The sequence below is a fragment of the Nocardiopsis sp. CNZ308 genome (assembly GCF_004217075.1).
Window position 1 is genome coordinate 3,226,569 of record NZ_SHKJ01000001.1, and the last position, 24,739, is coordinate 3,251,307.

At 74.3% G+C, this 24,739-nt stretch carries 25 protein-coding genes; 10 read left to right on the plus strand and 15 right to left on the minus strand.

Annotation, left to right across the window (positions count from 1 at the left end; translation table 11 throughout):
* Positions 1-32: 32 nt before the first annotated feature.
* A complete protein-coding gene (locus EV372_RS14160; RefSeq protein ID WP_486483978.1) occupies positions 33-386 on the minus strand; it encodes a hypothetical protein in 354 nt (117 codons plus the stop codon).
* Positions 387-490: 104 nt separating this feature from the next.
* On the opposite strand from EV372_RS14160, the gene EV372_RS14165 reads away from it, so the two are divergent.
* Complete coding sequence (locus EV372_RS14165) at positions 491-949, plus strand: flavodoxin family protein (RefSeq protein ID WP_130396361.1); 459 nt, start codon at positions 491-493, stop codon at positions 947-949.
* 413 nt (positions 950-1,362) lie between these two features.
* Here EV372_RS14165 and EV372_RS14170 read toward each other — a convergent pair whose 3' ends face one another.
* The 8 genes from EV372_RS14170 to EV372_RS14205 all read right to left on the minus strand — a co-directional run bounded on the left by EV372_RS14170 (position 1,363) and on the right by EV372_RS14205 (position 7,069).
* Complete coding sequence (locus EV372_RS14170; RefSeq protein ID WP_130396362.1) at positions 1,363-2,928, minus strand: polyamine aminopropyltransferase; 1,566 nt, start codon at positions 2,926-2,928, stop codon at positions 1,363-1,365.
* 70 nt (positions 2,929-2,998) lie between these two features.
* Positions 2,999-3,427, minus strand: a complete 429-nt coding sequence (locus tag EV372_RS14175) for a DUF350 domain-containing protein (RefSeq protein ID WP_130396363.1) — start codon at positions 3,425-3,427, stop codon at positions 2,999-3,001.
* Positions 3,428-3,487: 60 nt separating this feature from the next.
* On the minus strand, positions 3,488-3,838 hold the full coding sequence (locus EV372_RS14180; protein ID WP_130396364.1) for a hypothetical protein: 351 nt from the start codon (positions 3,836-3,838) through the stop codon (positions 3,488-3,490).
* A complete protein-coding gene (locus EV372_RS14185; protein ID WP_130396365.1) occupies positions 3,835-4,380 on the minus strand; it encodes a DUF2617 family protein in 546 nt (181 codons plus the stop codon). Before EV372_RS14185 ends, EV372_RS14180 begins: the two co-directional genes overlap by 4 nt.
* 7 nt (positions 4,381-4,387) lie before the next feature.
* On the minus strand, positions 4,388-4,993 hold the full coding sequence (locus EV372_RS14190; protein WP_013156165.1) for a DUF4178 domain-containing protein: 606 nt from the start codon (positions 4,991-4,993) through the stop codon (positions 4,388-4,390).
* 305 nt (positions 4,994-5,298) lie between these two features.
* Complete coding sequence (locus EV372_RS14195; protein WP_130396366.1) at positions 5,299-6,150, minus strand: sulfurtransferase; 852 nt, start codon at positions 6,148-6,150, stop codon at positions 5,299-5,301.
* Positions 6,151-6,273: 123 nt separating this feature from the next.
* Positions 6,274-6,714, minus strand: coding sequence for a hypothetical protein (locus EV372_RS14200; RefSeq protein WP_130396367.1), 441 nt, complete (start codon positions 6,712-6,714; stop codon positions 6,274-6,276).
* On the minus strand, positions 6,707-7,069 hold the full coding sequence (locus tag EV372_RS14205; RefSeq protein ID WP_130398920.1) for a cyclin family protein: 363 nt from the start codon (positions 7,067-7,069) through the stop codon (positions 6,707-6,709). Before EV372_RS14205 ends, EV372_RS14200 begins: the two co-directional genes overlap by 8 nt.
* 281 nt (positions 7,070-7,350) lie before the next feature.
* On the opposite strand from EV372_RS14205, the gene EV372_RS14210 reads away from it, so the two are divergent.
* Both EV372_RS14210 and EV372_RS14215 read left to right on the plus strand, forming a co-directional pair.
* Positions 7,351-8,133 (plus strand): DUF4352 domain-containing protein, encoded by a 783-nt coding sequence (locus tag EV372_RS14210; protein WP_130396368.1) that lies wholly within the window; start codon positions 7,351-7,353, stop codon positions 8,131-8,133.
* A 359-nt stretch (positions 8,134-8,492) separates the two neighbouring features.
* Positions 8,493-8,954, plus strand: a complete 462-nt coding sequence (locus EV372_RS14215; protein ID WP_130396369.1) for an excalibur calcium-binding domain-containing protein — start codon at positions 8,493-8,495, stop codon at positions 8,952-8,954.
* Positions 8,955-9,037: 83 nt separating this feature from the next.
* Here the strand turns inward: EV372_RS14215 and EV372_RS14220 are convergent, their stop codons facing one another.
* Positions 9,038-9,868, minus strand: a complete 831-nt coding sequence (locus EV372_RS14220) for a peptidoglycan recognition protein family protein (RefSeq protein WP_253796136.1) — start codon at positions 9,866-9,868, stop codon at positions 9,038-9,040.
* A 155-nt stretch (positions 9,869-10,023) separates the two neighbouring features.
* On the opposite strand from EV372_RS14220, the gene EV372_RS14225 reads away from it, so the two are divergent.
* Positions 10,024-11,517: an NAD(P)H-hydrate dehydratase gene (locus EV372_RS14225; RefSeq protein WP_130396371.1), complete on the plus strand. Its 1,494-nt coding sequence runs from the start codon at positions 10,024-10,026 to the stop codon at positions 11,515-11,517.
* 280 nt (positions 11,518-11,797) lie between these two features.
* Positions 11,798-12,658: a hypothetical protein gene (locus tag EV372_RS14230; RefSeq protein WP_130396372.1), complete on the plus strand. Its 861-nt coding sequence runs from the start codon at positions 11,798-11,800 to the stop codon at positions 12,656-12,658.
* 109 nt (positions 12,659-12,767) lie between these two features.
* Here EV372_RS14230 and EV372_RS14235 read toward each other — a convergent pair whose 3' ends face one another.
* Together EV372_RS14235 and EV372_RS14240 are read right to left on the minus strand one after the other, a co-directional pair.
* The gene (locus EV372_RS14235) at positions 12,768-13,283 is read right to left on the minus strand and encodes an NUDIX domain-containing protein (protein WP_130396373.1); all 516 of its coding nucleotides are present in this window, start codon (positions 13,281-13,283) and stop codon (positions 12,768-12,770) included.
* Positions 13,280-13,942 (minus strand): TetR/AcrR family transcriptional regulator, encoded by a 663-nt coding sequence (locus EV372_RS14240; protein WP_130396374.1) that lies wholly within the window; start codon positions 13,940-13,942, stop codon positions 13,280-13,282. Before EV372_RS14240 ends, EV372_RS14235 begins: the two co-directional genes overlap by 4 nt.
* 91 nt (positions 13,943-14,033) lie before the next feature.
* Here EV372_RS14240 and EV372_RS14245 point away from each other — a divergent pair, with 91 nt between their 5' ends.
* Together EV372_RS14245 and EV372_RS14250 are read left to right on the plus strand one after the other, a co-directional pair.
* The gene (locus tag EV372_RS14245; RefSeq protein WP_130396375.1) at positions 14,034-14,978 is read left to right on the plus strand and encodes a hypothetical protein; all 945 of its coding nucleotides are present in this window, start codon (positions 14,034-14,036) and stop codon (positions 14,976-14,978) included.
* Positions 14,975-16,357 (plus strand): methyltransferase, encoded by a 1,383-nt coding sequence (locus EV372_RS14250; protein WP_253796151.1) that lies wholly within the window; start codon positions 14,975-14,977, stop codon positions 16,355-16,357. Before EV372_RS14245 ends, EV372_RS14250 begins: the two co-directional genes overlap by 4 nt.
* Before the next feature lie 164 nt (positions 16,358-16,521).
* On the opposite strand, the gene EV372_RS14255 is transcribed toward EV372_RS14250, so the two are convergent.
* Positions 16,522-16,863, minus strand: coding sequence for a winged helix-turn-helix domain-containing protein (locus EV372_RS14255; RefSeq protein WP_130396376.1), 342 nt, complete (start codon positions 16,861-16,863; stop codon positions 16,522-16,524).
* Positions 16,860-17,324 (minus strand): hypothetical protein, encoded by a 465-nt coding sequence (locus EV372_RS14260; protein ID WP_130396377.1) that lies wholly within the window; start codon positions 17,322-17,324, stop codon positions 16,860-16,862. The genes EV372_RS14255 and EV372_RS14260 overlap by 4 nt, the downstream gene beginning before the upstream one ends.
* Before the next feature lie 347 nt (positions 17,325-17,671).
* Here EV372_RS14260 and EV372_RS14265 point away from each other — a divergent pair, with 347 nt between their 5' ends.
* Positions 17,672-19,852 (plus strand): PrsW family intramembrane metalloprotease, encoded by a 2,181-nt coding sequence (locus EV372_RS14265; protein WP_130396378.1) that lies wholly within the window; start codon positions 17,672-17,674, stop codon positions 19,850-19,852.
* A gap of 374 nt (positions 19,853-20,226) precedes the next feature.
* On the opposite strand, the gene EV372_RS14270 is transcribed toward EV372_RS14265, so the two are convergent.
* Positions 20,227-22,674 (minus strand): molybdopterin-dependent oxidoreductase, encoded by a 2,448-nt coding sequence (locus tag EV372_RS14270; protein ID WP_130396379.1) that lies wholly within the window; start codon positions 22,672-22,674, stop codon positions 20,227-20,229.
* A 162-nt stretch (positions 22,675-22,836) separates the two neighbouring features.
* Here EV372_RS14270 and EV372_RS14275 point away from each other — a divergent pair, with 162 nt between their 5' ends.
* Both EV372_RS14275 and EV372_RS14280 read left to right on the plus strand, forming a co-directional pair.
* Positions 22,837-23,784, plus strand: a complete 948-nt coding sequence (locus EV372_RS14275) for an HpcH/HpaI aldolase/citrate lyase family protein (RefSeq protein WP_130396380.1) — start codon at positions 22,837-22,839, stop codon at positions 23,782-23,784.
* 138 nt (positions 23,785-23,922) lie between these two features.
* A complete protein-coding gene (locus tag EV372_RS14280; protein WP_130396381.1) occupies positions 23,923-24,621 on the plus strand; it encodes a response regulator transcription factor in 699 nt (232 codons plus the stop codon).
* Positions 24,622-24,739 lie beyond the last annotated feature (118 nt).

Below are 24,739 nucleotides of genomic sequence, written 5' to 3' on the forward strand. Positions count from 1 at the left end.
GAGGACACACGCCCCTCCCGGCCGCCGCGCGGTCAGGCGGCGGCGCGGTCCCCGGTGACGGACGCGCCGCCGTGTCCGAGGGGCCCGAGCGCGCCCTCGCTCCGCTCGGCGCGGTCGTCGAAGACGAGGACGATGAGCAGGACCAGGACGATCCCGATGAGGAACAGGGCGCCGCAGCCCAGGCTCAGGAACAGCCAGGGGGAGTACTCCCCGGCGCCTCCCGGCTTCCCCGGGGAAGCCGGGTCCGAACGGGCGAAGCCGGGTACGGGCGGGGGGCCCGCGGGCGGCTGCCAGCCGGTGGGCGGCATGCCTGCGGGAGGCGGACCCATGGGCGGCTGGTCGCGGTCCGCGGATCCGTCACCGGGACCGTGCGGGGGCTGGCTCATGGCGGGGCCTGGCTTTCTGGTGCGGGCGTCGGCTGCGCGCCGGCGCCGGGCGGCGCCGTGCGGGAGGCGGCGGTGGCGCGCCGCCGCCTCCTAGTGTGGGGGACATGGCACGACTGCTCATCGTTCACCACACGGTCTCGCCCGCGACCCGGCAACTGCTGGACGCGGTCCTGGAGGGCGCCCGCGACGACGACGTCGAGGGGGTCGAGGTGCGGGCGGAGGCGGCGCTGTCGGCCACGGCCAGCGACCTGCTCGGCGCCGACGCCGTCGTCCTGGGGACCCCGGCCAACATCGGGTACATGTCGGGCGCCCTCAAACACTTCTTCGACACGGTCTTCTACCCCGCCCAGGGGGCGACCGAGGGTCTGCCCTACGCGCTGTACGTGCACGGGGACGACGACGCCTGCGGCGCGGTCCGGGCGGTCGAGTCGATCGCCAAGGGCATGGGGTGGCGGCGGCACCGCCCGCCGGTCACCGTGACCGGCCGCCCGGAGGCACGGGACCGCGAGGCCTGCTGGGAGCTGGGCGCCGTCACCGCCCTCGCCGCCCTGGAGCGCGCCTGAGCGGGCCCGCCACGGGCCAGGGGCCCCGGGGCGCGGGGCGTACCGCTCGCGGGCCGCTCCGGCGAACCCGCCGCCACGGGGGCGGGCGAGCGGCCGGGAAGCCGGAAAAGGGCGGGAAAGTCTGGGTAAGGGGTTGGCTGGGCCGGTGTCGGAAGCGGCGTGGCGGTTTCGCCGACTTCGACCGGCAGGTCAGGATGGGCCCAGGTCGTCGGGGAACGCGGGGAAGCGCACCCTCGCCCCGTCCGGCGCCGCAGACCTTCCGTCCGCCTCTCCACCCGCGACCGCCGTCCCCCGGACGGGACCGGGCCCCCGACCAGCCCCTCCCCAGACACACCGCGTGGCCGCCCACTGGCCCAAGTCCTCAGGCCGCGCGGTGTTTTCTCACCGGGGCCGCGCCGGTCCGCGGACCGGCGTCAGTAGCCCCGCCAGGCCCCCTGGTGGTAGCCGATGATCCTCGGGTGCATGAGGGTCGACTCCTCCACGTCCTCCTCGCGGCGGTCCTTGGGGAAGACCTGCGCGGCCTCCAGCAGGGCCGGGTCGAGGAAGCTCAGCGGCGGCGCGTCGTCGGGGACGCGCAGCTCGGGCGCGGACCCGGGCGAGGTGAGGTAGAAGCCCCAGTTGCCGAAGCTCGGCACGTCCACGTTGTAGGGGGTGGCCGCCAGGTCCGCCGCCTCCAGGGAGTCGCCCACGCCCCAGTAGGCCTCCGGAGCGAAGAAGGGGGAACCCGCCTGCACGACCATGCGGCCCTCCTCAGACAGGGCGTGGCGCAGGAGCGCGTAGAACTCCACCGAGTAGAGCTTGGCCGTGCCCACGGAGTCCCCGTCCGGGAGGTCGGCGATGATGACGTCGAACTCCTCGCGGTTCTCGCGCAGCCACTGGAAGGCGTCGGCGTTGACCACGTCCACGCGCGGGTCCTCGAAGGAGTCCCCGTTGAGGTCGCTGATCACCGGGTCGGTCGAGGCCAGATCGATCACGGCCGGGTCCAGGTCCACGAGGGTGGCCGAGGCCACGTCGTCGTAGGCCAGGATCTCACGCAGGGCCAGGCCGTCGCCGCCGCCCAGCACCAGTACGTTCCCGTGCGGTCCCGCCATCGCCGGGTGCACCAGCGACTCGTGGTAGCGGTACTCGTCCAGGCTGGAGAACTGGAGGCTCCCGTTGAGGAACAGGCGCACGTCTTGGCGGTCCAGGGACCGGGTGAGCACGATCTCCTGGTACTCCGAGCGCTCGGCGTGCACGATCGGGTCGCGGTACAGCGCCTGGCGCGCGTCCACCTCGAACTGGTCGGCGTAGGCGTAGGCCAGGCCGAGCACCGCGATGATGAACGCGAGGCCCACGCTCAGGCCCGCGTAGGCCCGCCGGGACAGCTCCGCGCGGAACAGCCACAGCACCACCGCCACGCCGACGACGGCGTTGAGCGCGCCCACCATCAGCGCGCCCTTGGGCAGGCCCAGCAGCGGAAGCAGCAGGAACGGGAAGGCCAGGCCGCCGATCAGGCCGCCCACGTAGTCGGCGGCGAACAGGTCGGCTACCGCGTCGGAGGCCTCCTGCCTGCGGATGCGCTGGATCAGCGTCATCAGCAGCGGGATCTCCATGCCGATGAGGAGGCCGATGAGGAACGACAGCAGCACCAGGGCGGGCTGGTAGGCGGAGAACCAGGCGAACGCCCCGTACAGCAGCAGCACGGACAGTCCGCCGACCAGCGAGAGCAGGCCCTCGATCACGGCGAAGGCCGCGGCGGGGTGCGCCTGGAAGCGCTTGGACAGCAGGGAGCCCACGCCCATCGCGAACACCATCACCGACAGGACCACGGAGGCCTGGGTGATGCTGTCGCCCAGCAGGTAGCTGCCGATGGCGACCAGCGCGAGTTCGTACACCAGGCCGCAGGCGGCGCAGACGAACACCGCCAGCAACACGAGGAACCGGGCCGCCCTGGCGGATACCGGCAGTCGGGGCCGTACGCGGGCGGTGGTCTCAGTCAACGGAACTGCCTTCGTGTGGTGGTGCGGTGGTGCGGTTGCCCGGGGCAGGGGGCCGGTGGGGGAAGGGGCGTCAGGTCAGGGCCGCGGCGATGACGACCGCGATCGCCACGTGCGCGGAGGCGCTCACCCAGGTGGCCGGGTGCGGCTCGTCGTGGCTGATCATCTGGGCGATCTTGGCGGGGACGAGGAGGTCGATCAGCACGAACGACAGCGCCATCACGCCCAGGCCGATCAGGCCGTAGACGGCGGTCGAGAGCAGGCCCGCGCCCAGGCCGATCTCGGACTCGCTGGAGAGGATCGCCGAGGTGACGACGATGGCCGAACCCAGCGTGTTCGCTGACACGAGCAGGACCGCGTTGCGGTTGCGGTTCTCCCAGATCAGCACGTGCAGCTTGCCGGGGGTGAGGAGGTCGGTGAGGAGGTAGCCCAGCACGAGGATGACGATGCCCACTCCGCCGTAGGCGAGGGCTCCGAGCGCGTTGAAGAGGATCTCGTTCATGGTCCTGTTCGCAGGTAGGGGATTTTCGGTTGACGAGTTCGGGGCGTGTGGGGAAGGAGACTACTTGCCGAAGCCGCTGCCGCCGCCGCGGTAGTTGCTGCCGCTGCCGTTGCTGCTGCTGCCGCCGCTGTAGCTGCTGCTGCTGTTGTTGTCCCTGTAGCTGCTGCCGCCGCCGGTGCCCCCGCCGAAGAAGAAGAACCCCCCTCCGCCAGAGGATCCCGAGGACCCGTCGCAGTCGTCGTCGTCATAGCCCTCGATCTGGACCACGTCGTCGTCGGGGCAGTAGTTGTTGCTGTTGTTCGAGCAGGCGCTGAGCAGGATCAGGAGCAGCAGGATGACGCCGATCACGACGAACACCGTGATGATGACGTTCCTGTTGCCGTTGTCCGCGGGCTCCTCGTATGCCTTCATGGTGCGGTTCTCCCGGAAGTGGGGGGAAGGGTCACGGTCGAGGTGGTCGTCACCAGCTCGCCGCTCTGGGGATAGGCGTGCCAGGTGCGCCAATCGAGTGGTCCGCCGGGGGCCAGGTGCAGCGCGGTGACCGCCAGCGGATCGCCGGGGAAGGCGACGAGCAGCCCGCCGGGGGAGTCGGCCACCTCACGGTGGATCCCCTCCACCCGGTGGGCCAGCTCGGTGCGGGACAGGGACTCCACGCGCGAGCCGAAACGGTAGCCGCCCAGGTCGGGGCGGTCGGCGCTGCCGGGCAGTCCGCCGGGGAGACCGGGCAGGCAGGCCACGGTCTCCACCAGCGGCTCGTCGGCCATCAGGGCCCCGGGCGACGGCTCCGGCGTGACGACCACCTGGTGGGAGGCGCCGAGCACCCGCAGTTCGACCCGGGCTCCCGGCACCCGGACGGTGCGGGAGGCCAGGGGGTCGACCAGCGGGTGGTGCAGGGCCCAGACCAGGTCGTCGGCGCTGGTGTCGACGAAGGGGGCGCTGATGCTCGCGCGCACGTTCCGGTCAGCTCCCCGGGTAGATGGTGAAGGTGCCCGGGGCGACCTTGGTACCCGTGCTGGCCTCCCAGCGCCCGTGGTCGAAGCGCTCGAAGGACAGCAGCCGTCCGTCGTCGGACTCGTAGTCGGCGTAGTCCAGGCCCCCGGAGGCCTTGAGCCCGGTGGTGCCCTCGGAGCGGTAGGAGCCGGTGCCCTTCTCCTGGAGCCGGTAGACGGTGCCCTCCAGCTCGATGCTCTTGCCCTGGGGGATGATGTCCAGGTCGGGGCGGCCGGTCCACAGGGCCAGCTCCACGTCGGGGTCCTCCTCCACCGAGAGCCAGCGCTTGCCGCCCTCGACCTCCAGGAAGTGCTCGGACCAGGTGAAGCCGCCCTCGGACAGGCGCAGGGTGCCGCGGATCCAGGTCCGCTCGGTGCCCCAGTCGATCATGTCGCCCGCCTTGATGGCGCGCGGGTCGCCCGCGGTGCTGTCACCCGTGTCGGCGAAGGGGTCCCGCGGCGGCGCGGGGGGCTCGGGGGCCGTTTTCGGTTTCTTGGCGCGCTGCGCGTAGACCAGGACGCCGATCACGACGGCGACGCCGACCAGGATGAGCAGCAGCAGGAGTTCGATGGCCAATGTTCCTCGTTTCGCGGTGGGGCATGGGGGAGCGAGGCCGTGTACGTCCCCTGCCTGCGTGTTCCCCGGGGCCGGGCAATCCTACTGACGCTCTGACGCCGCATGCGAGGGGCCGGTTCCATATGTGACCAGATCAGGACACGAAAGACGTCTCACCCGGGAACCTCTCACGGACGGTGGTCGTTGATAACGGCCCCGTGTTCGGGAGCGCGCCTCGGCGCGCTCCCGGAAGCGCCCCCGGGACACCGGTGCCCCGCGTCCGGCGGCTCGGGCCGGGGCGCCCGCGCCCCGGTGCGCGGGGGTTTTCAGGCCCGGGGGTCGCCGGTCTCCACCGGGAGGGTGTCGTCGCCTCCCCAGCGGCTCCACGACCCCGGGTAGAGGCGGGCGCCGGAGTACCCTGCGTGCTCCAGGGCGAGCAGGTCGTGGCAGGCGGTGACCCCCGACCCGCAGTAGGCGGTGATGGTGTCGGCGGAGTCGGCGCCGAGGGCGGCGAAGCGTTCACGCAGGGTTCCCGGGGCGGCCAGGAGCCCGTCATCGCCCAGGTTCGCGGTCCACTCGGCGCTGCGGGCGCCCGGCACGTGCCCCGGCCGGGCGTCGACGGGTGCGGGCCGCTCACCGGTGTAGCGTTCGCGGGCGCGGGCGTCGACCAGCAGGTGCGCCGGATCGCCCGTCTCGGCGCGGACGGTGTCGGTGTGCACGACGCGGTCGGCGGGCCAGGGCAGGGGGGTGCGGTGCACCGGCCGGGGGGTGACGTCGCCCTCCTCCAGTTCGCCGGTCCACGCCTGGAGGCCCCCGTCGAGGAAGGCCGCCGGGGTTCCCAGCACACGCAGCATCCACACCAGGCGGGCGGCCACGGAACCCCCGGCGTCGTCGTAGACCACCACGGAGGAGTCGTCGCCGATGCCGAGGCGGCCGAGGGCGGCGGCGAAGTCGGCCGCGGAGGGCAGCGGGTGGCGTCCGCCCTCGGGACTGGCCGGGGCGGCCAGGTCGGTGTCCAGGTCGGTGAAGACGGCGCCGGGCAGGTGTCCGGCGCGGTGGGCGTCGCGGCCGGAGCGCCCGTCGAGGTACCACCGGGAGTCGACGAGGACCACCCGGTCGCGGTGTTCGCGGAGCCAGTCGGCCGACACGGCCACCGGCAGGGTCAGGAGTTCGGACATGGGCACCACACTAGGCGTTCCGTCCCGGCAGGTGGGGAGGGGTGTGCCCGGTGTCCGCCGCCGTACCGGTCCGCGGGAGGGCCCCCGGACGCGGGACCCGGAAGCGGGCCAGGGGAACGCCGTTCAGGCGCCGCGGGCCCCGTCGCCCCGGTCCATGCGGTGGACGCGCAGGATCCACCACAGGCCCAGCACCGGCAGCACCAGCGGGATGAACAGGTATCCGGCGCCGAAGTTCGACCACACCGTGTCGTCGGGGAAGGCCCCCGGCAGGAGCAGGCTGACCGCGCCCACCACCAGCACACCGACCAGTTCGACGCTGCACGAGACCAGCGCGACCCTGCGCGAGGTCCGCCCGGCCCGGGCCAGGCCCACCGCCGCCACCAGGTAGATCACCCCGGCGAGCAGCGAGAGCCCGTAGGCCAGCGGAGCCTCGTCGAACCTCGTGGCCAGCTGGTAGCCCCCGCGCGCGGTCGCGGCGAGCGCGAACACCCCGTACACGGCGACGAGCAGCCGGCCGGGGCCGGTGCGCAGGGTTCTGTCCCGGGTCGCGGCGGACTCAGACAACGGGGCTCCAGAGCTGTTCGAGGCGGACGAACAGGACGGGCAGGATCAGGCACGCGAAGGCGATCACCGCCGGGCCCCACCTGCTCCGCTCCATGAAGCCCCACACGGCGCACGCGGGCGGCAGCAGGGCGACCGTGGCCAGGTAGGACACGAACATGGCCATCTCGGCGGGCCGCTCGCCGCCGACCATGGTGACGACGGTGGCGGCCACCTGTCCGAGCACGAGCAGCCACAGGACCGCCATGCCGACCAGGTGCGGGACCACCATGGGCTGGTCGCGGAAGGTCGAGACGAGGCACCACCCGGCCAACGCCAGTGACACCATCTGAATCGTCATGGTCAGCCAGTCGACCACGCCGCCTCCGCTCGTCGTCCTCACACCATGCCAGCGGGCTTCTACGACACAGCGTAGTACGTCGGGGTCACCGGATCGCACCGTCCCCCGGCGGCGGCCGGGCCCAGGCCGGGCCGCCAGTGGAAACGTCCGATTCCGGACAGCTCCGCCACGGGGCTTGCGAGGCGGCGGCACACCCGCGTCGGATATGGTCCTCGAAGCCGCATGTGTTCCAGCCGGTACACGGCTCAGGCCCGCGGCACATTCCCTCAGGCATCGTGTACGAAGACCGGAGCACCCCGTTGTCCTATCCCCAGTACCCTTCCGGCCCCCAGCAGCCTCCCCACGGTGACGGCACCGGCGGCTACCAGTCCTACGGCGGCCAGCCCGGCTACGGCGCTCCCGGCGGGGGCTACGGCGACCCGTCCGGCGGCCAGCCGCCCTACGGAGGCCCGGGCGGGCCGCCTCCCGGCCAGCCCCCCTACGGCGGCATGCCCCCCGGAGACCCCTACGGCCCGCCGCCCGGCGGCCAGCCCCCGAAGAAGGGCATGTCCACCGGCGCCAAGGTCGGCCTCGGCATCGGCGGCGGCTGCCTCGGCCTGGTGCTCATCGTGGTCATCGTCATCGTGGTCATCGCCTCCATGGCGGGCGGCGACGACAGCACGTCGACCTCCACGTCCTCGGCCCCCACCCAGCAGGAGGGCACGCAGGAGCCCGGGGGCGGCGCGGCCGAGGAGCCCGCCAACGAGCAGGGCGTCACCCTGACCGCCACCGCCGCGGGCACCGCCGGTGACACCATCGACGACACCGTCTACACGGTGCTCGACGTCGAGCTCACCAACAACGGTGACGAGCCGCTCGACATCAACCCGCTGTACTTCACGACGGTGCTCTCCGACGGGACCGAGCGCACCGACTGGGCCGACGCGATCTTCGCCGACATCCAGCACGTCGAGGTCGGCACCCTCGCGCCCGGCTCCTCGGTCTCGGGGCAGATCGCCGTGGTCGGCGAGGTCGTGGTGACCGAGGTCCGCTACGACCCCAGTTTCGGCATGGAGGACCCGATCGTCACGACGGTCCAGTAGTCCACACACGCACCGCGAAGCCCCGGCCGCGCGCCCCGCGGCCGGGGCTTCGCGCTGTGTTCCCGGCGTTCGCCGGTGTCCGGTGGTCTCCGGCGCTGTCCGTCGGTGCCCGGTCGGGTCTCCCGAGGCGTCCGTCCGGGCGTGTGGCGGTGCCCGATGGGGCGTCCGGGCCCGGCGACGGAGCGGCCGGGTGCGGCAGCAGAACGGTCGGATCCGGCGGAAGCCGCTTTTTGCCGTAAAAGGGATCCTTTTCGCGGCTGGCTCGGATATCGTCGGCGCACGCGCGCGCCCCGCCCGCACGCGCCTGTCCAGCGCGGTTCCCGCTCCGCCGCTCCCTGCGTGTCCCCCGGAGCCCCGTCATGTCCCTGCCCCCGCGTTCCCCCGCCACCGTGTCCACCGGGGGCAAGATCGGCCTCGGGTGCCTGGGGTGCTTCGGCGCCCTGGTCCTGACCGTGATGATCGGCTCCTGCGCCAGCGCGCTGGCCGGAGGCGGCTCCGGCCAGGCGGGGCCGCCGCCTCCGGCCGCCACGGTGACCGCGACCGTGTCCGAGACGGTGGAGCCGACCGCCACCGCGACCGAGGAGGTCGAGGTGGAGGTGACGGTCACCGCCACGGAGACCGTCACGGAGACGGTGACCGAGCGCCCGGACGACGGCGGCAGCGGCGGGGGAGGAGGCGGGGGCGACACCGGCGGCGGCGCCCCCGCCTACTACGAGAACTGCGACGCGGCGCGCGCCGCGGGTGCGGCGCCCGTACGCCGCGGCGACCCGGGCTACGGCTCCCACCTGGACCGCGACGGCGACGGCGTCGCCTGCGAATGACAGGGGTTCGGCCCGGGGCCGGTTCTGGGATTGGCGTCGGACCGGGTCGGAGCGCGGAGTGCTCCGACCCGTCGGTGCCCTCCCTACGCCGGGGTCGCCTCCTCCGCGGGGGCCTCCGCCTTCGCGGCGCCCCCCGCCAGCGCGCGTTTGATGACGGCGGCCTCCACCTGGTCGACGGCGTGGGCGGTCATCTTGTCGCCGTACCCGGGCAGGGCGCGGCTGCCGACGTACTTGCGGGTCAGTCGCACGGCCTCGGCGGTGGCCTCCCCGTAGTCGCCGTCGACTCCGCCCGCGCCCAGGGTGTCGCCGAAGCCCGCCCGGGTGACCTTGAGCTGGAGGAGCTTGACCGCGTCCCCCGTACTGCCGATCGCGAGTCCGAGCATGTCGTTTACCTCCGTGATCTCCCCGGGGGGCTTTTCGAACGTGCCGTCGCGGACGAGGGCGTAGGCCTTGTCGCCCGGGCACGAGGTGGAGACGAAGTCGCGGTGCCCGAGCACCGTTCCGGCGATCGACGTGTCCGGTTCCATCAGCCACTGGCGGAGCGCGCGCACGGCGTTGATCTGCTCCGGGGTGACGACGTCCGTGGGACCGGTGGCCAGGGTCACCGAGTAGTGGGAGGTGTTGCCCCCCGGCTGCGCGGCCTGGGTCTTGTACAGCCCCCGGCCTTCAAGGACATATCCGTGCGAACAGGACATAAAGGAATATCCGATGTCGGCCCAGCCGCGGGAGGGGCCGGTGTGGAAGGAGCGGGTGTCGCGCCAGTACTTGAGGCAGGCCGAGTGGTCCTTCGCAGCCAGCCCCTGGTCGGTGCTGTCGTAGTGGATGACCAGTCCGGATCGGGGATTGGCCCGGGTCGCGGGCGAGGAACCCCATCCCAGATCGGACCGAGAGACGTATTTGCTCGGTCGAGGCATGCCCCCCATTGTGTCAAGCCGACACTCCGAAGGGTAGAGGGGTGATCACTTTGTGTAGAAAATTCCTTGTTGTCGGCCACCCGGTGTGGCGGAGTCCCCGTACCCGGAGCCCTCTGCGGCACGATGGTGGCCGACCCGAACCTGGGAGGTAACCCGTGCGCTCCGCACACACCGCCGACACCGTCCGCGAGGCCGAGCGCGCGCTCATGGCGCGCCTCCCCGAGGGGGCCCTCATGCGCAGGGCGGCCGTCGGGCTCGCCGCAGAGTGCGCGCGGCTCCTGCCCCGCGTGTACGGGTCGCGGGTCGTCCTCATGGTCGGCGGCGGCGACAACGGGGGCGACGCGCTGTACGCGGGCGCCGCGCTGGCCGCCCGGGGCGCGGCCGTGCGCGCCCTGATCGCCGGGCGGCGCGTCCACGAGGGCGGGATCGCCGCCCTGCGGTCGGCGGGCGGGCGGGTCCGCTGGTTCACCGACGCCCTCGCCGACGAGGGCGACCTGTTCGACGCCGACCTCGTCGTGGACGGGCTCGTGGGCATCGGCGGCAGCGGCGGACTGCGCAGGCCGCACTCCACCCTGGCCCTGCTCGCCGCCAACGCGCCCGTCCCCGTGGTCGCCGTGGACCTGCCCAGCGGGGTGGACGCCGACACCGGCGAGGTGGCCGGGCACGCCGTCCGCGCCGACGTCACGGTCACCTTCGGCACCCACAAGCCGGGCCTGTTCGTCGATCCGGGCGCCGAACGCGCGGGCCGGGTCCGTCTCGTGGACATCGGGCTGACCCCGGAGCTGCCCGGGCCCGGCCTGGTCAGTCCACAGGCTGTGGACATCGCCTCCCTCCTGCCGGTCGCCGGCGCCGAGGCGGACAAGTACCGGCGGGGCGTCCTCGCCGTCCGCGCGGGCTCCGACCGCTACCGGGGCGCCGCCGTCCTGTGCGTGGGCGGAGCGCTGCGCACCGGGGTCGGCATGGTGCGCTACGGGGGCGGCCCGGCCGTGGTCGACCAGGTGCTCGCCCGCTGGCCGGAGACCGTCGCCAGCCTCCTCGACCCCCAGAACAGCACCGACCTGTCGCCCGGGCGGGTGTCCGCCGTCGTCGTCGGCTCCGGCCGGGGCACGCACCCGGCCAACGCCGACGAGCTCCGAGCGGTCCTGGACAGCGACGTCCCGGTGCTGGTGGACGCGGACGGGCTCACCCTGCTCACCGGGCAGTGGGGCGAACCGCTGTGCGAGCTGCTGCGGGAGCGGCGGGCGCACACGCTGCTGACGCCGCACGCCGGGGAGCTGGCCCGGATGCTGGGCGCGGAGCGGGAGGACGTCGAGGCGCGTCGCCTGGAGCACGCGGCCCGCGCCCGCGACCGTTTCGGGTGCACGGTCCTGCTCAAGGGGTCGACCACGGTGATCGCGCACCCGGGCGCCCCGGTGGTCGTCAACCCGACCGGAACGCCGCTGCTGGCCACGGCGGGGACCGGAGACGTGCTGTCGGGGGTGGTCGGCGCGCTCCTGGCCGCCGGGCTGCCCGCCGGGGAGGCGGCGATGTGCGGCGCCTACCTGCACGGACGCGCCGCCTCGCTGGCCCGGGACGGTGCCCCGATCAGCGCGTCCGACCTGCTGGACGCGCTGCCGCTCGCGGTGGCCGAGGTCCGCCGGGCGGCCTGAGGCGGGGCCCGGGCGGAACCGGGGCGGAATCGGGTCGCCCGCCGGGCCGCGGGGAAGCCGTCCCCGGGACGCGGCACGCCCGAGCCCTCACGGCTTCGCTCCGATGCGGTCCGCGCGCGGGACGGGGACGAAGGGTGTGGGCTCAAGCCCTGTCTGTCCGCCGTTGGCGTGCGGGGCCGGGGGAGGGGTGTCGGACCGCCGTGGGATGCTGGGGTCCCCTCCTCCGGACACGACGGGCATCCCCCATGTTCCCCGCCTCCGCACCCCCGGTCGGTGCCGTGTGATCGCCGCCGCGGTCCTCTCCACGCTGTTCCTCGTCGGAACCCTGGTCGCGCTGTACGCGGAGACGCGTCGCATCGCCGCCCACAGCCGTGGCGGCTGGACGAGCGGTCGTGCGGGGCTGTGGCGCGTCGCCGTCCTGTTCGCCCGGTACCCCCGTTCGTACGCGCGGTTGTGGTGGGGGCTTCTCACCGGTGCGTGCGTCGTCTTCTACGCGCCCGAGGGCTCTCCCGCTTCAGCGGCTGCGGGGCTCGTCTTCCTGGGCGTGTGGGGATCCCCGGGCCCGTTGGACGGTCGGCTGCTGCGCTACCAGGCCGGTCGAAAACCCCGTGCCCGGTCCGGTCGCGGGACCGTTGTCCCCGCCACCCTGTACCGCCGCCGGGTCCGGTTCTCGGGCGTCGCCGCGGTACTGGTGATGGTGGTGCTGTCAGCGGTGCTCGTGTTCGGCACGGGGGAGGGTGACTGGTACGCGGTGGTGGCGGCCCTGCTCCTGCCGGTCCTCGGACTGGTGGTCTGGCAGCGGACCGTCTATCCGGAGATTCGCCTGTCCGGGACGCGCCTGCTCCTGAAGCGGTACGCCGTGTGGGTCTCGATTCCCGTGGAGTGGGTCGCGCGGGTCGACGCCGGGAGCGGGGTCGCCGTCCACTTCCTCGACGGAAGGGCCTTCTGTTCGAGGGCCTGGGGGAGCACCCCGGCCCGGGACGAGGAGGCGGCCCGGCAGATCACCCGGTTCGTCCGAGAGGCGCGGGAGGGGGTGCCCCCGTCCGCCGACCGGCGCCTGGGGTGGGGCAGGGACCTCTCGGAGGGCCCGTTCGCCGTGTGGCTCGGGCTCGTGCTCGCCTGGATGCCCATCGACATCTGATCCGCCCCGGCGCCGGAGCGCGCCCGGCGGTGGTGAGCCCCGGGGGAGCCTGGGGCGCGGGCGCCCTGTGGCTGGCCCTCGCCCTCCACGTCACCGAGGCCCTGACGTACTAGTCCTGGTCCCGCGTCGCCCGAGTGCTCAGCGCGCGGGCGGCGTCGATGCCCCGCTGCACGATGTCGGTGATGAAGTAGTCGCCCGGGTCGCGGTCGTCGCGCAGCCGGTGCACCAGGGAGTCGTCCACCCACAGGAACTCGGTGTGCTTGCCCGGCTCCAGGCGGGGCGCGTCCAGGTCGCCCTCCACCCGCACCAGGTAGTCCACCTCGTGCCGGGTCAGGCCGTCCCCGGGGTCCCAGTCCAGCCGGAACAGCTCCGCCAGCACCCCGGTCAGCCGCCAGCCGGTCTCCTCCTCGACCTCGCGCGCCAGCCCCTCCAGCATGCTCTCGCCCCGCTCGACGTGTCCGCCCACGATGTCCCAGCAGTGCGGGAACACCTTGCGCGTGGGGGACCGGCGCTGCGCGAAGACCCTTCCCCGGTCGTCGGCGATCACCGCGGCCGCCACGTGGGTCCGGCCGTCGGCGGTGTCGGGGAACTCGATCCCGGGGGCCACCGTGATGCCTGTGCTCATGCGTCCTCCTCGTCCGCGGGCGAGCCTACCCCCCGGTCGCGGCGGGGCAGGCGCAGCGTCAGGAGCTTGGCCCGGGGGGCCAGTCCGCGGGCCAGGTCGAACACCGCCTCGGTGCGCGAGTGGTCCTCGTCGAGTACCGAGAACAGGTTCACCCCCAGGTAGAACGTGATCGCCCCGTAGGCCACCTCGCGGGCGGGCAGCAGCTTTCCGAGGGCGGACCCGCCCAGGACCCGGTTCCACTCCTGCTCGATGAAGGCGATCCACGGCTCCGAGCGGTCCCGGATCTGCGTGCGCAGCTCCGGTTTGGTGACGGCGGCGGCCACCAGTTCGGAGAACTCGGTGATGTAGCCGCGCTCCAGGTCGGTCCGGTAGATGAGCATCGCCGCCTCCACCAGCTCCTCCAGGGTGTTCGCCCGCGCCGCGATCTCCCGGTACATGGCCATGCGCTCGGCGCTGGAGCGGTCCAGCGCCGCCAGCAGCAGCTGGTCCACCCCGCCGAAGTGGTAGAAGACCAGCGCCGAGTTGGCCTCCGCGCGCGCGGCGATGGCGCGCGCCGACGCCCCGGCGTAGCCCTCCTCGCGCACGATCTCGCTGGCTGCCGCCAGGAGCCGCTCCCTGGTCTCCTCGCTCGTGCGCCGTCCTCCGCCGCCCTTGGCCATGGCCCTCCTTGCTCTCGGGGAGGTTTTCAGCATACGGTTTAATCGAGTGATTAAACCAAGCGATTTAATCGCATGCTGAAGGAGTTCCCCCGTGCCCCGAAGCGACTCCCCCGCGCCCTCCAGGGCGCGCCTGCTGCTCGCGGCCCTGGTCCTGGCCGCCTTCGCCGCCCTGCTGGCGCTCCGGATCCACCACTGGGGCGGCCTGGACCAGACCGCGCTGTTCTACGTCGGCCTGCCCGCGACGATCGCCCTGCTCGTGGTGTTCACCGTGCGGGCCCGCAGCGCCATGGGCGTCACCATGGCCGTCACCACCCTCTGCCTGGCCCTGGCCGGACCCCTGCTCGGTGAGGGCATGGTCTGCCTGCTCATCGCCGCGCCGCTGATCTACGGGGTCGTAGCCGTGGTGACCTGGACGGCCGGGGCGCTCGTCGCCTGGCGGGACCGCTCCCGGCACGCCCTGTTCGCGGTGCCGCTGCTGTTCGTGCTCGCCCTGGAGGGCGTCGCCGGAACCTCCCTGCTGCCCAGGGAGGACCGCGGCGAGGGCCACGTCCTGGTTCCCGCCGCCCCGCACGAGGTCGCCGCCGTCCTGGCCGCACCGCCCGCCTACGCCGCCCCCGACGCGCTCTTCCTGCGGGCCGTGCCCTTCCCCGAGCCCGTCTCGGCCTCCGGCGAGGGCCTGGAGGTCGGCGACACCCGGCACGTCCGCTTCACCCCGCGCCGCACGCTGGAGCCGGGCGCCGAGCCCACGCCGCGCCACATGGAGCTCCGGATCACCGGGAGCGAGGTCCGCGAGGACGGCGGGCGCGTGGTGTTCGAGGTGGTCGAGGACACCGCCTTCGCGAACTGGATGGACATGCGCCGCGCGGAGGCCGTGTGGCGCGCCGAGGGCGACGGGACCCGCCTGGCCTGGTCCATCGACTACGAGCGCACCTACGAGCCCTCGTGGTACTTCGGGCCGATCCAGTCCTACGCGACCGACCTGGCCGCCGAGTACCTCGCCGCCACCTTCGGCGCCGCCCCGGAGGGCTCCCGATGATCCCGGAACTGCCCGCGGCGCTGGTCCGCGGCGTCGGCCTGTTCGCCCCGCTGCTCCCGCTGGTCGGACTGTGCCTGTGGCGCGCGCCCCGCCCGCGCGAGGTCGCGGCGATGCTGGTGGCCGGGGCGTGGGCCCTGCTCACGCTCGTCCCGCTCAACCTGTACGCGCTGCGCGCGGGCTGGTGGTCCTTCCACGCCGAGGGCGCGGTGTGGCTCGGCATGCCCGTGGACCTGCTGCTGGCCTGGGCGGTGCTGTGGGGCGCGCTGCCCGCGCTGCTGCTGCGCCTGCTGCCGGTGCCGCTGCTCAGCGGCCTGCTCGTGTGGGTGGACGTCATCGTCATGCCGCTCGCCGAGCCCGTCGTGGTGCTGGGTCCGCTCTGGCTGCTCGGCGAGTTCGTCGGCTCCGCGCTGTGCCTGATCCCCGCGCTGATGCTGGCCTACTGGACGCGCACCGGCCAGCTGGTGCACGCCCGGATGTGGGCGCAGGCGCTCCTGGCCTTCGGGGCCATGGTGGTCCTGCCGCTGGCCGCGCTGGACGCCCTGCCGGGTCCGGGCACGGCCTTCGCGGCCGCCCAGGTCCTGGCCCCGGTGTGCCTGCCGGGACTGGCGGCGGCCCGCGAGTTCGCGCGGGTGGGCGGCGGCACCCCGCTGCCCTTCGACCCGCCGTCGCGGCTGGTCACCAGCGGCCCCTACGCCTACCTGCGCAACCCGATGCAGGCCACCGTCGCCGGGGTGTACCTGGTCCTGGCCCCGGTGACCGGAGACCCGTGGCTGCTGCTCGGCGCGCTCGTGGCCCTCGCCTACGGCGCGGGGTTCGCCGCCTGGCACGAGGGCGGCCAGCTGCGGGCGGCGTTCGGCGGGGACTGGGAGGCCTACCGGGCGGGCGTGCGCGCCTGGCTGCCCCGGTGGCGCCCGTGGCCCGGCCGCGCACCGGGCACGCTGTACGTGGCCGCGGACTGCGCCATGTGCCGGGGCCTGGGCGGCTGGCTGGCCGCCCGCGCGCCGGTGGCACTGGAGCCGAGACCGGCGGCGGAGCACCCCGAGGTGCTGTACCGCCTCACCTACGAGAACCCCGAGGGACTGCGCTGGAGCGGGGTGTCGGCGCTGGCCCGGGCGCTGGAGCACCTGCACCTGGGGTGGGCGCTCGCGGGCTGGGCGCTGGACCTGCCGGGGGTGCGGCACTTCGCGCAGCTGTGCGCGGACGCCTTCGGAGCCGGACCGCGGCCCTCGCGCGCACCCCTCGGCGAAGGAGGGGGAGGGGAGGAGGCGGGCGCTCCCCGCGGCGGTGGGGTGCCCGCCTCCGCCGGGGCCGGACCGGGGCGGGCTCCGCGGAGCCGGACGACCGCCCCGGGGAGCGGATCCGCGACCGGGCTCCGGTGAGGGCCCGCTCCAGGAACGACGGGGTGCCGCCCGCGCAGCGCGGGCGGCACCCCGGGCCCGGGTCCTCCGTGGCCGGGCCGGGGCCGCCACCTCGGCATCAGGGCCGGGAGCGGGTCCACGGATCGCCGTGGTCCCGGCCGGGCCCGGCCCGAGAGGCACCTGCCTCAGGGCTCCTGCTCGACCGCGGAACCCAGTTCGGTCAGCCAGGCCAGGTGGCTCTGGAGGGCCGCGCGCCCGACCGGGGTCAGGCGGAACCACGTCTTGGGCCGGCGCCCGACCGCTCCCTTGCGGACCTCCAGCAGTCCCGCGTCCTCCAGGGTGCGGCTGTGCTTGGAGACCATCGGGTCGCTGACGCCGAGCAGCGTGCGCACGGTGGCGAAGTCGACCCACTCGGCGCTCTGCAACAGCGCGCACATCGCCAGGCGCGGGCCGGTCTCCAACATGGGCTGGCGTGCGGCGACGCCTTCCGGGGAGGCGTCGCCGCCGGGGCGGTGCAGTGCGGTCACGGGGTGGCCCGCCCGTCCTCGATGCTGCGGCGCATGGCCGAGCGGACCAGCATCTGTCCGATGAGCATGACGGCGGCCACGGGCACCAGCGCGGCGAGCGCGAAGCCGATCATGCCGTTGTCGACCAGTGCGGTGATGCCCACGTAGCCCACGGCCGTGACGGCCAGGGCGGCGATCCACAAGACGCGGGCGCCGGGGTAGGAGGTGATGCGGCGCGGCAGGTACACGCCGCTGCGGCGGCGCTGGACGACCGTGTAGGCGGTGGCGACCAGGACCACGCCGAGGACGGCCCACTGGAAGTAGAGGCCGCTGCCGGGCAGGACGGCCGACCAGATCGGCAGTCCGGCGACGAGCACGCTCGCGGCGGTGAAGAACACCCAGTAGGCGGCGGGCAGGTCGGCGTGGGCGGCGAGCTTGCGGCGGGCGTCGGCGACCTGGTCGAGCTCGGGATTGCTGGCCATGTCCATCTCCTCTTTCGCATCTACTTTCTATATGGAAAGTAGATACCAAGGAGCGGGCCCTGTCAAACACGACCGCGGTCCGGAGGAAGGCCGCCGAGACGCGTCCGCCGCGTCGACCAGCGGCGACGCGAGGAACACGAGTGACCGACACGCCTCGCGTCCGGCGGACCCGCCGCCGACCTCCGCCGCCGGGGGAGGGCCCACGGAGCCCTCCCCCGGCCGGACGGCCCACCGTTATGCTCGGTCGGGCCGATCCGTCCGGAAGGCGGCGGAAACGGGCCCGTGGTCTCCGCCCCCGAGTGAGCACCCATCCGCCCCCGAGTGAGCCCCCAGGCACGAGGTGACCCATGGAAGAACAGGCCATGCTCGCGCGTGACCTCGTGCTGCGCGTCTGCGCCGGAGCGACCGAGTTCGACCCCCACTGGATCCGGGCCGACGGCAAGGTCACCACCCCCTTCCTGGTCCCCCGCGACCGCAACCTCATCCGCGCGGTCGTCGCCGCGGGCCGCGCCATGGGCGTGGACCGGCTCCTGGTGTGCCGGACCAGGCCCGAGTTCTCCTACGACCCCGTCACCGAGGTCCCCCTCGACACCGACACCCTCATCGACCTCATCCGCGGCTGGGGGCCCGCGCCCACCGACTTCCTGGTCTGCGTCGAGGACTTCTCCGCCGCCGTCCTGGTCACCGCGGACGAGCTCACCGTCGCGGCCGGTCCCGCCGACTTCGTCCGCGAACTCGTCGGCGCCGACATCCCCCAGGCCCGCAGCCACTTCGCCTCGCGCGCCCGGCGGGAGGGCGGCCCGGTCCTCACCCGCGCCGCCCAGCTCTACCACTGCGCCGAGACCGGCGCGCGCCACGCCCGCGGTTCGCGCGGGCCCGGCCCGGACCCGGCCGAACTCCTGGCCCGCAGCGCCGAACGCGCGCGGCGGCGCTCACCGCGCGCGGTCCGCTCCCTGCGGGCCCTGCGCGGGGCCTGGGGGTGGCTCATGGTGGCGGCGCTGCTCGTGGCGCCCCTGGCCGTCCCCGGTCTGGGCGCCGCGTTCCCCGTGCTGGCCGCCTCCTTCGTCCTGCTGTTCCAGCTGGCCCTGCTGGCCCGATCCCGCACGGTCTCCTTCGCCTCGCTGCTGCGGATGACCGCGTTCGGCGCGCTGCTGCTGTGGCCCCTGGCGCTCGCCGAGTCCGCCGTCACCGGGCTGCTGGGCGGCGACCCCTACGGCGTCCTCGGCTACACCTACGTCGCCGTGACCGTGGAGGAGGTCGGCAAGCTCCTCCCGCTGCTGCTCCTGGCCCTGGCGGCCCGCCGAAGACTGCGCCGCCTGGCCGCGGTGGACTTCCTGCTGCTGGCCGCGGCCTCCGGCGCAGGGTTCCAGCTGGCCGAGCGACTGCTCACGCAGGTGGCCCTCGGAGGGGCCGGCCCGTCCGCCGGGACCGGCCTGTTCCTGCCCGGCGGCAGCACCGTCACCGACCCCGCGGGCACCGTGCTCGCGGTCTTCTCCGGTCACGCCGTCACCACCGGCCTGGTCGGCGCCGCGATCGGCCTGGCGGTCGTCGGCCGCCGCTACGGGGCCTGGCTGTGGCTGCTGCCGCCGGTCGCGCTGACCCTGGCGTTCCTGGAGCACCTGAACCTGAACGCGCGGCTGGCCAACGCCCAGCTGCACCCGGCCTCCGACCTCGTGCACGGCCTCCTCGGCGGCGGAGTGCTCACCCCGTGGCTGCTGGTGCTTCTGCTGCTGTGCGCGGTGGCCATGGACTACCGGATGATCGCGACCGCGGCCGAGTCCACGCCGCCGCTGCCCGGGCAGCCGCCGCTGGCCCGCCTGCGCCGCCGGGCGCGGGGGCGTTCGGTGGCCATGCGGGTCCGCGTGCCCGCCGACATCGCGCCGCTGTTCCGCCGGACGGCGCTGTCCTGGGTGGACCTGCCGATCACCCTGGCCACCACGGTGTCCACGATCGCCCACGAGCTGGCCGTCGCGGCCATCGCGGCGCGGCGCGGCCCCTCGGTGCTCTGCGACACCTGGCGGTTCCTGCGCTGGCGGCGGGCGAACGCCATGGGCGAGGCCCGGTCGGCGGGGCGGCCCTGGCGCCGCTACCCCTCACAGGAGGAACTGACCCGGCAGGCGCGCGAACTGGCGATGCGGCTGGGGCTGGCGGCCACCGGAGGGGTCACCGGGGCGATGGCGGCGATGGGCGCGGCGGCGGTGTTCGCCGCCACCGCGCCCGGCCCGGACGCGACCGGCACGCCCGCCTACGCGTTCGTGGCCCTCGACCGGATCCAGGGGTGGCTGGGCGACCTGAACGGCGTGGACGTGGTCTGGGCGGCCGTGGTGCTGGTCGCGGTGCTCACGCTGCTGCTGTCCGGGAACGGGGTGCCGCACGCGCACCCGCGGATGCGCGAGTTCCTGCGCGCGCCGACCGCGAACACCGGGGCGATCCTCGGCATGCTCGCGCCCGGCCAGGTGGGGTACGCGCTCCTGGGCTGGGCGGGGCTGCTGCTGCCCAGGCGCGTGGACCGGCTCCTCGTGCGGTGACGGACCCGGCCCCGGGGCGCCGCGCTCGCCCGGGGCCGTTCCCCCGGCCGTGTTGACCGCGAGCACCCGCCCCGCCGGTGCCTCCGACCTCGGAGGCATCGGCGGGACATGACGCCGGAGGGCCGTGTCAGCCTCGTGCGGGTACGCGGGCGGATCGACCGGCGGCGGCGCCGGGCCGGACCGCGCCCGCGCGCCCGCGCGGACAGGGCGACCCCTGCTTCATGGGAGACGCGCGGGGTGCCGGAAGGCCGCGCCGACGCCGCGCGAGTACTCGGGCGGGTCGGCCGCGGGCCCGCGGGGTGGGGAGAGAGGGCGCCCGGCTCCGCGGAGCCGGGCACGCGTCGCGAAGCGCTCGGGGGAGGGCCCCGTCGCGCTCAGGCCGAGGTGACGCCCCTCGGCGGCTCGAAGGCGCGCACGGGCGGTACCTGCCCGGTGAACGGTTCGACGCGCACGCGTACCAGCTGCCCCGTGCACCCCTGGCTCAACGAGGACGTGCCCACGTCCTCCGTCAGCGCGTTCGGGTTCCCGTGCGCGCACGTCACGTCCTCCGAGGAGGGGTCGTACCAGGCCCCCGTGGACAGCTGCACGACCCCCGGCCGCAGCGCGTCGCTCACCACCACGCCCGCCAGGCACGAGCCCGTGGCGCTGGACACCCGCACCACGTCCCCGTCAGCCACACCGCACGCCTGCGCCTCCTCAGGACGCATCCGCAACGGCGCCCTCCCGCGCACCTTCTGCGACATGCTGTGCGCGCCCATGTCCTGCTGGCTGTGCAGCCTGCCGCTCGGCTGGTTCGCGATCAGCACCAGGGGGAACTCCCCGGCCCGACCACCGGAGCCGTTCACCACGAGTGCCCCGACTCCGGAACCCGCCGCCACCGACCCTCCGGCCTCAGACCTGGGACTCGCCGCCTCCGGTTCTCCGGCTCCGGCCCGGGCACCGGTACCCGCCACCACCGGTCCCGCCAGCCACACCGGATGCCCCGGGCAGTCCTCGTACCCGAACGACGCGATCGTCTCCGAGAACAGCTCGATTCGCCCGCTCGGCGTACGCAGGGCGTGGCCTTCCGGATCGGCGCGGAACTCGCCCAGCAGCGCCTCGTCCTCCACTCGGCCGGGCATCTCCACCCGCCCGCGCTCCCAGAACTCCTCGAACTCCGGCACCTCCAGACCCCGCCGCGCCACCAGTGACCGCCAGCGCCCGTACACCACACGCATCCACTCGCCGCTCGTGCGCCCCTCGGTGAACTCCTCGCGCACCCCCAGCCTCTCGGCCAGGTCGGCGTAGGTGTCGTACTCGTCGCGCGCCTGCCCGTGCGGCGCCACCGCGCGCGGCATCGCCCGCACGCTCAGGTCGCCCTGGCTCGCGGCCATGTCGTCGCGCTCCAGCACCGTCGTGGCCGGGAGCACGATGTCGGCGTGCCGCGCCGTCGCGGTCCAGTGCGTCTCGTTGACCACCACCGTCTCCGGCCGCCCGAACGCCTCGGTCAACCGCCTCAGGTCCTGGTGGTGGTGGAAGGGGTTGCCCCCGGCCCAGTACACCAGCCGGATGTCCGGGTACCGCCGCTCCTCGCCGTCGTGGTCGTAGCGCCCGCCCGGCTCCAGCAGCATGTCGGCCACCCGCGCCACCGGGATGAACGAGTCCACCGCGTTGTTGCCCTGCGGCATCCTCGGCAGCCCCAGCGGCGTCGCGCCGCCCCCGTAGTTGCCCATGGACCCGTACCCGGACGCGAAACCGCCGCCCGGCAGCCCCACCTGCCCCAGGCAGCACGCCAGCGCCAGTCCAGCCCACAACGGCTGCTCGCCGTACCGGGCCCGCTGCACCGACCACCCCACGTTGACCAGCGTGCGCCGCGCCGCCATCCGCCGCGCCAGCGACCGCAGCTCGTCGGCCGCGACCCCGCTGATCCGCTCGGCCCACTCCGGCGTCCGCGCGGTCCCGTCCGGGCCGCCCCGCTCGTCGCGCTCGCCCAGCACGTACGCGCGCAGCACGTCCGCGCCCACGGTGTAGCGGTCCAGGAAGGCGGTGTCGGCCAGGCCCTCGGTGAACAGCACGTGCATCAGCGCCAGCATCACCGCCGTGTCGGTCCCCGGGTTGAGGGAGACCCACTCGGCCTTGACGTCCTCGGGGGTGTCGTCCAGCAGCGGCGACACCGACACGAACTCCACCCCGGCCCCGGACGCGTCGCGCATCGCCGGACCGGCGGTCTGGGCGGCGCGCCCGCCCGAGGAGGTCCACGTGTTGGACACCCGCAGCCCGCCGAAGCTCACCAGCAGCTCGGTGTGCTCGCGGATCCGCGTCCACGACGGGGCCCGGTGCAGCAGCCGGTTCGCCGCGGGGACGCCGATGATCCGCGGGAAGAGCACCTCCACCGCGCCGTGGCTGTAGGTGGTGCGCGAGCGCGTGTACCCGCCGATCGCGTTGAGGAACCGGTGCAGCTGGCTCTGCGCGTGGTGGATCCGCCCCGCGCTGCCCCAGCCGTACGAACCGCCGTAGATCGCCGCGTTCCCGTACGCGCCGCGCACCCGGTCCAGCTCACCGGCGAGCAGGTCCAGCGCCGTGGACCACTCCACCTCGACGTAGGCGTCGTCCGGGTCCCCCCGGAGCGGGTCCGGGCCGGGGCCGTTCTCCAGCCAGCGCCGCCGCACCGCCGGACGCGCCACGCGCGAGGCGTGGTGCTGGGCGGCGGGGGTGTTGGCGATCACCGGGGACGGCGCCGGGTCGTCCGGGTCCGGGAGGGTCCCGACCACCCGGCCGTCCTCGACGACCACCCGGTAACTGCCCCAGTGGGCGCTGGTCGGATACGACGACGTGCCGGACATGCTCGTTTCCCCCCTGGAAGTCCCCTGGGCCCCACCAGGGGCCCGGACTCACTCTATGCACCACACGGTGCGATGATGGGCGGCGCGGTCCCGCCCGGCGGAGGCGGCCGACCGGTGCGGACCGCGCGCAGGCGCACGAGCGGAGCAGGGGGACGGACGGCGATGGGCGAACTCAGGTCGCGGCGGTCGGTACTCGCGGTGCCGGGGTCCAACCCCCGGTTCGTGGACAAGGCGCGGGGACTGGACGCGGACGCCTTCTTCCTCGACTTGGAGGACGCGGTCGCGCCCCTGGAGAAGGACTCCGCCCGCCACGCCGTCGTCCGGGCGCTCAACGACGGCGGCTGGGACGGCAAGGTGCGGTCCGTCCGCGTGAACGACGTCACCACCGAGTGGGCCTACCGCGACGTCATCACCGTCGTCGAGGGAGCCGGGGCCGAACTCGACGCCCTGGTCCTGCCCAAGGTCACCTCGGCCCGCGACGTCCAGTGGCTCGACACCCTCCTCACCCAGATCGAGCGCGCCGTCGGGCTGGAGGCCGGCCGGATCGGCATCGAGGCCCAGATCGAGGACGCCCGCGGCCTGGTGGCCGTGGACGGGATCGCCGCCGCCTCGCCCCGCCTGGAGAGCCTCGTCTACGGGCCCGCCGACTTCATGGCCTCCCTCAACATGAAGAGCCTGGTCGTCGGCGAGCAGCCGCCCGGCTACGACACCGGCGACGCCTACCACTACGTGCTCATGCGCATCCTCACGGCCGCCCGCGCCCACGGGCTCCAGGCCATCGACGGTCCCTACCTCCAGATCCGGGACGTGGACGCGTTCCGCCGCTCCGCCGGGCGCACGGCCGCCCTCGGCTTCGACGGCAAGTGGGTCCTGCACCCGCTCCAGGTGGAGGCCGCCAACGAGGTGTTCGCGCCCTCCCAGGAGGACTACGACCACGCCGAGCTGATCCTGGACGCCTACGCCCACGCCACCACCGTGGACCGGCGCGGCGCCGTCATGCTCGGCGAGGAGATGCTCGACGAGGCCTCCCGCAAGATGGCGCTCGTGGTCGCGGGCAAGGGGCGCGCGGCCGGGATGGCCCGGACCCGCGCGTTCGACCCCGGGGCCTGAACCCGGTCCCCGGCGGAGGGCGGGCGGGACCCCGTCCGGACCCGCCCGGTCCGCGCGGGCTCTGACCGACGCGGAGTCTGACACGCGCCCCACCCCGCTCTTACCGCGTTCTCACCCTCGTACGGAACCATGGGCGCCATGGAAGCCACCGCCACGGTTCTGGTCGCCGACGACGACCGCGCGATCAGGGACTCACTGGAACGCGCGCTCCAACTGGAGGGCTACAGGGTCAGGACGGTACCGGACGGGGTCCAGGCACTCGCCGCCGTGCACGCCGACCCCGTCGACCTGCTCGTCCTCGACGTGATGATGCCGGGAGTGGACGGTCTCGGGGTGGCCCGCGTGCTGCGCGCCGAGCGCGACCGCACGCCCATCCTCATGCTCACCGCGCGGGTGGAGACGCCGGACCGGGTGGCGGGGCTCGACGCGGGGGCCGACGACTACCTCGCCAAGCCCTTCGAGCTGGAGGAACTCCTCGCCCGGCTGCGCGCCCTGCTGCGCCGGGCCGCGCCCTTTCCCGAGGAGGCCCCGGATCAGGGACCGCTGCGCGTCGGCGAACTGTCCCTGGACCCGGCCTCCCGCCGGGTCTGGCGCGGCGACCGCGAGGTCGAGCTGTCCAAGACCGAGTTCGACCTGCTCGAACTCCTGATGCGCAACGCCGGGATCGTCCTGGACCACTCCACCATCTACGACCGCATCTGGGGTTACGACTTCGGCCCCGAGTCCAAGAACCTCGCCGTCTACATCAGCTACCTGCGCCGCAAGCTGGAGGACGGCGGGCCGCCGCTGATCCAGACCGTGCGCGGGGTCGGCTACACGCTCCGGCCGCAGGGTTGAGCCCCGTGCGACCCGACGACGGCGCCCCGCGGGAACCCGGACACGGCGCCCCGCACGGCCCCGGAGCCCCGTCCGGTTCCGGAGCCTCGCCCGCCTCCGGCACCCCGCACAGCTCTGG

What these genes read in the sequence shown, in the direction of transcription:
- EV372_RS14160 (WP_486483978.1), bottom strand. Translation starts at nt 386, where the DNA reads ATGAGCCAGCCCCCGCACGGTCCCGGTGACGGATCCGCGGACCGCGAC.
- EV372_RS14165 (WP_130396361.1), top strand. Translation starts at nt 491, where the DNA reads ATGGCACGACTGCTCATCGTTCACCACACGGTCTCGCCCGCGACCCGG.
- EV372_RS14175 (WP_130396363.1), bottom strand. Translation starts at nt 3,427, where the DNA reads ATGAACGAGATCCTCTTCAACGCGCTCGGAGCCCTCGCCTACGGCGGA.
- EV372_RS14180 (WP_130396364.1), bottom strand. Translation starts at nt 3,838, where the DNA reads ATGAAGGCATACGAGGAGCCCGCGGACAACGGCAACAGGAACGTCATC.
- EV372_RS14195 (WP_130396366.1), bottom strand. Translation starts at nt 6,150, where the DNA reads ATGTCCGAACTCCTGACCCTGCCGGTGGCCGTGTCGGCCGACTGGCTC.
- EV372_RS14215 (WP_130396369.1), top strand. Translation starts at nt 8,493, where the DNA reads ATGTCCCTGCCCCCGCGTTCCCCCGCCACCGTGTCCACCGGGGGCAAG.
- EV372_RS14220 (WP_253796136.1), bottom strand. Translation starts at nt 9,868, where the DNA reads ATGCCTCGACCGAGCAAATACGTCTCTCGGTCCGATCTGGGATGGGGT.
- EV372_RS14235 (WP_130396373.1), bottom strand. Translation starts at nt 13,283, where the DNA reads ATGAGCACAGGCATCACGGTGGCCCCCGGGATCGAGTTCCCCGACACC.
- EV372_RS14240 (WP_130396374.1), bottom strand. Translation starts at nt 13,942, where the DNA reads ATGGCCAAGGGCGGCGGAGGACGGCGCACGAGCGAGGAGACCAGGGAG.
- EV372_RS14250 (WP_253796151.1), top strand. Translation starts at nt 14,975, where the DNA reads ATGATCCCGGAACTGCCCGCGGCGCTGGTCCGCGGCGTCGGCCTGTTC.
- EV372_RS14260 (WP_130396377.1), bottom strand. Translation starts at nt 17,324, where the DNA reads ATGGCCAGCAATCCCGAGCTCGACCAGGTCGCCGACGCCCGCCGCAAG.
- EV372_RS14265 (WP_130396378.1), top strand. Translation starts at nt 17,672, where the DNA reads ATGGAAGAACAGGCCATGCTCGCGCGTGACCTCGTGCTGCGCGTCTGC.
- EV372_RS14270 (WP_130396379.1), bottom strand. Translation starts at nt 22,674, where the DNA reads ATGTCCGGCACGTCGTCGTATCCGACCAGCGCCCACTGGGGCAGTTAC.
- EV372_RS14275 (WP_130396380.1), top strand. Translation starts at nt 22,837, where the DNA reads ATGGGCGAACTCAGGTCGCGGCGGTCGGTACTCGCGGTGCCGGGGTCC.
- EV372_RS14280 (WP_130396381.1), top strand. Translation starts at nt 23,923, where the DNA reads ATGGAAGCCACCGCCACGGTTCTGGTCGCCGACGACGACCGCGCGATC.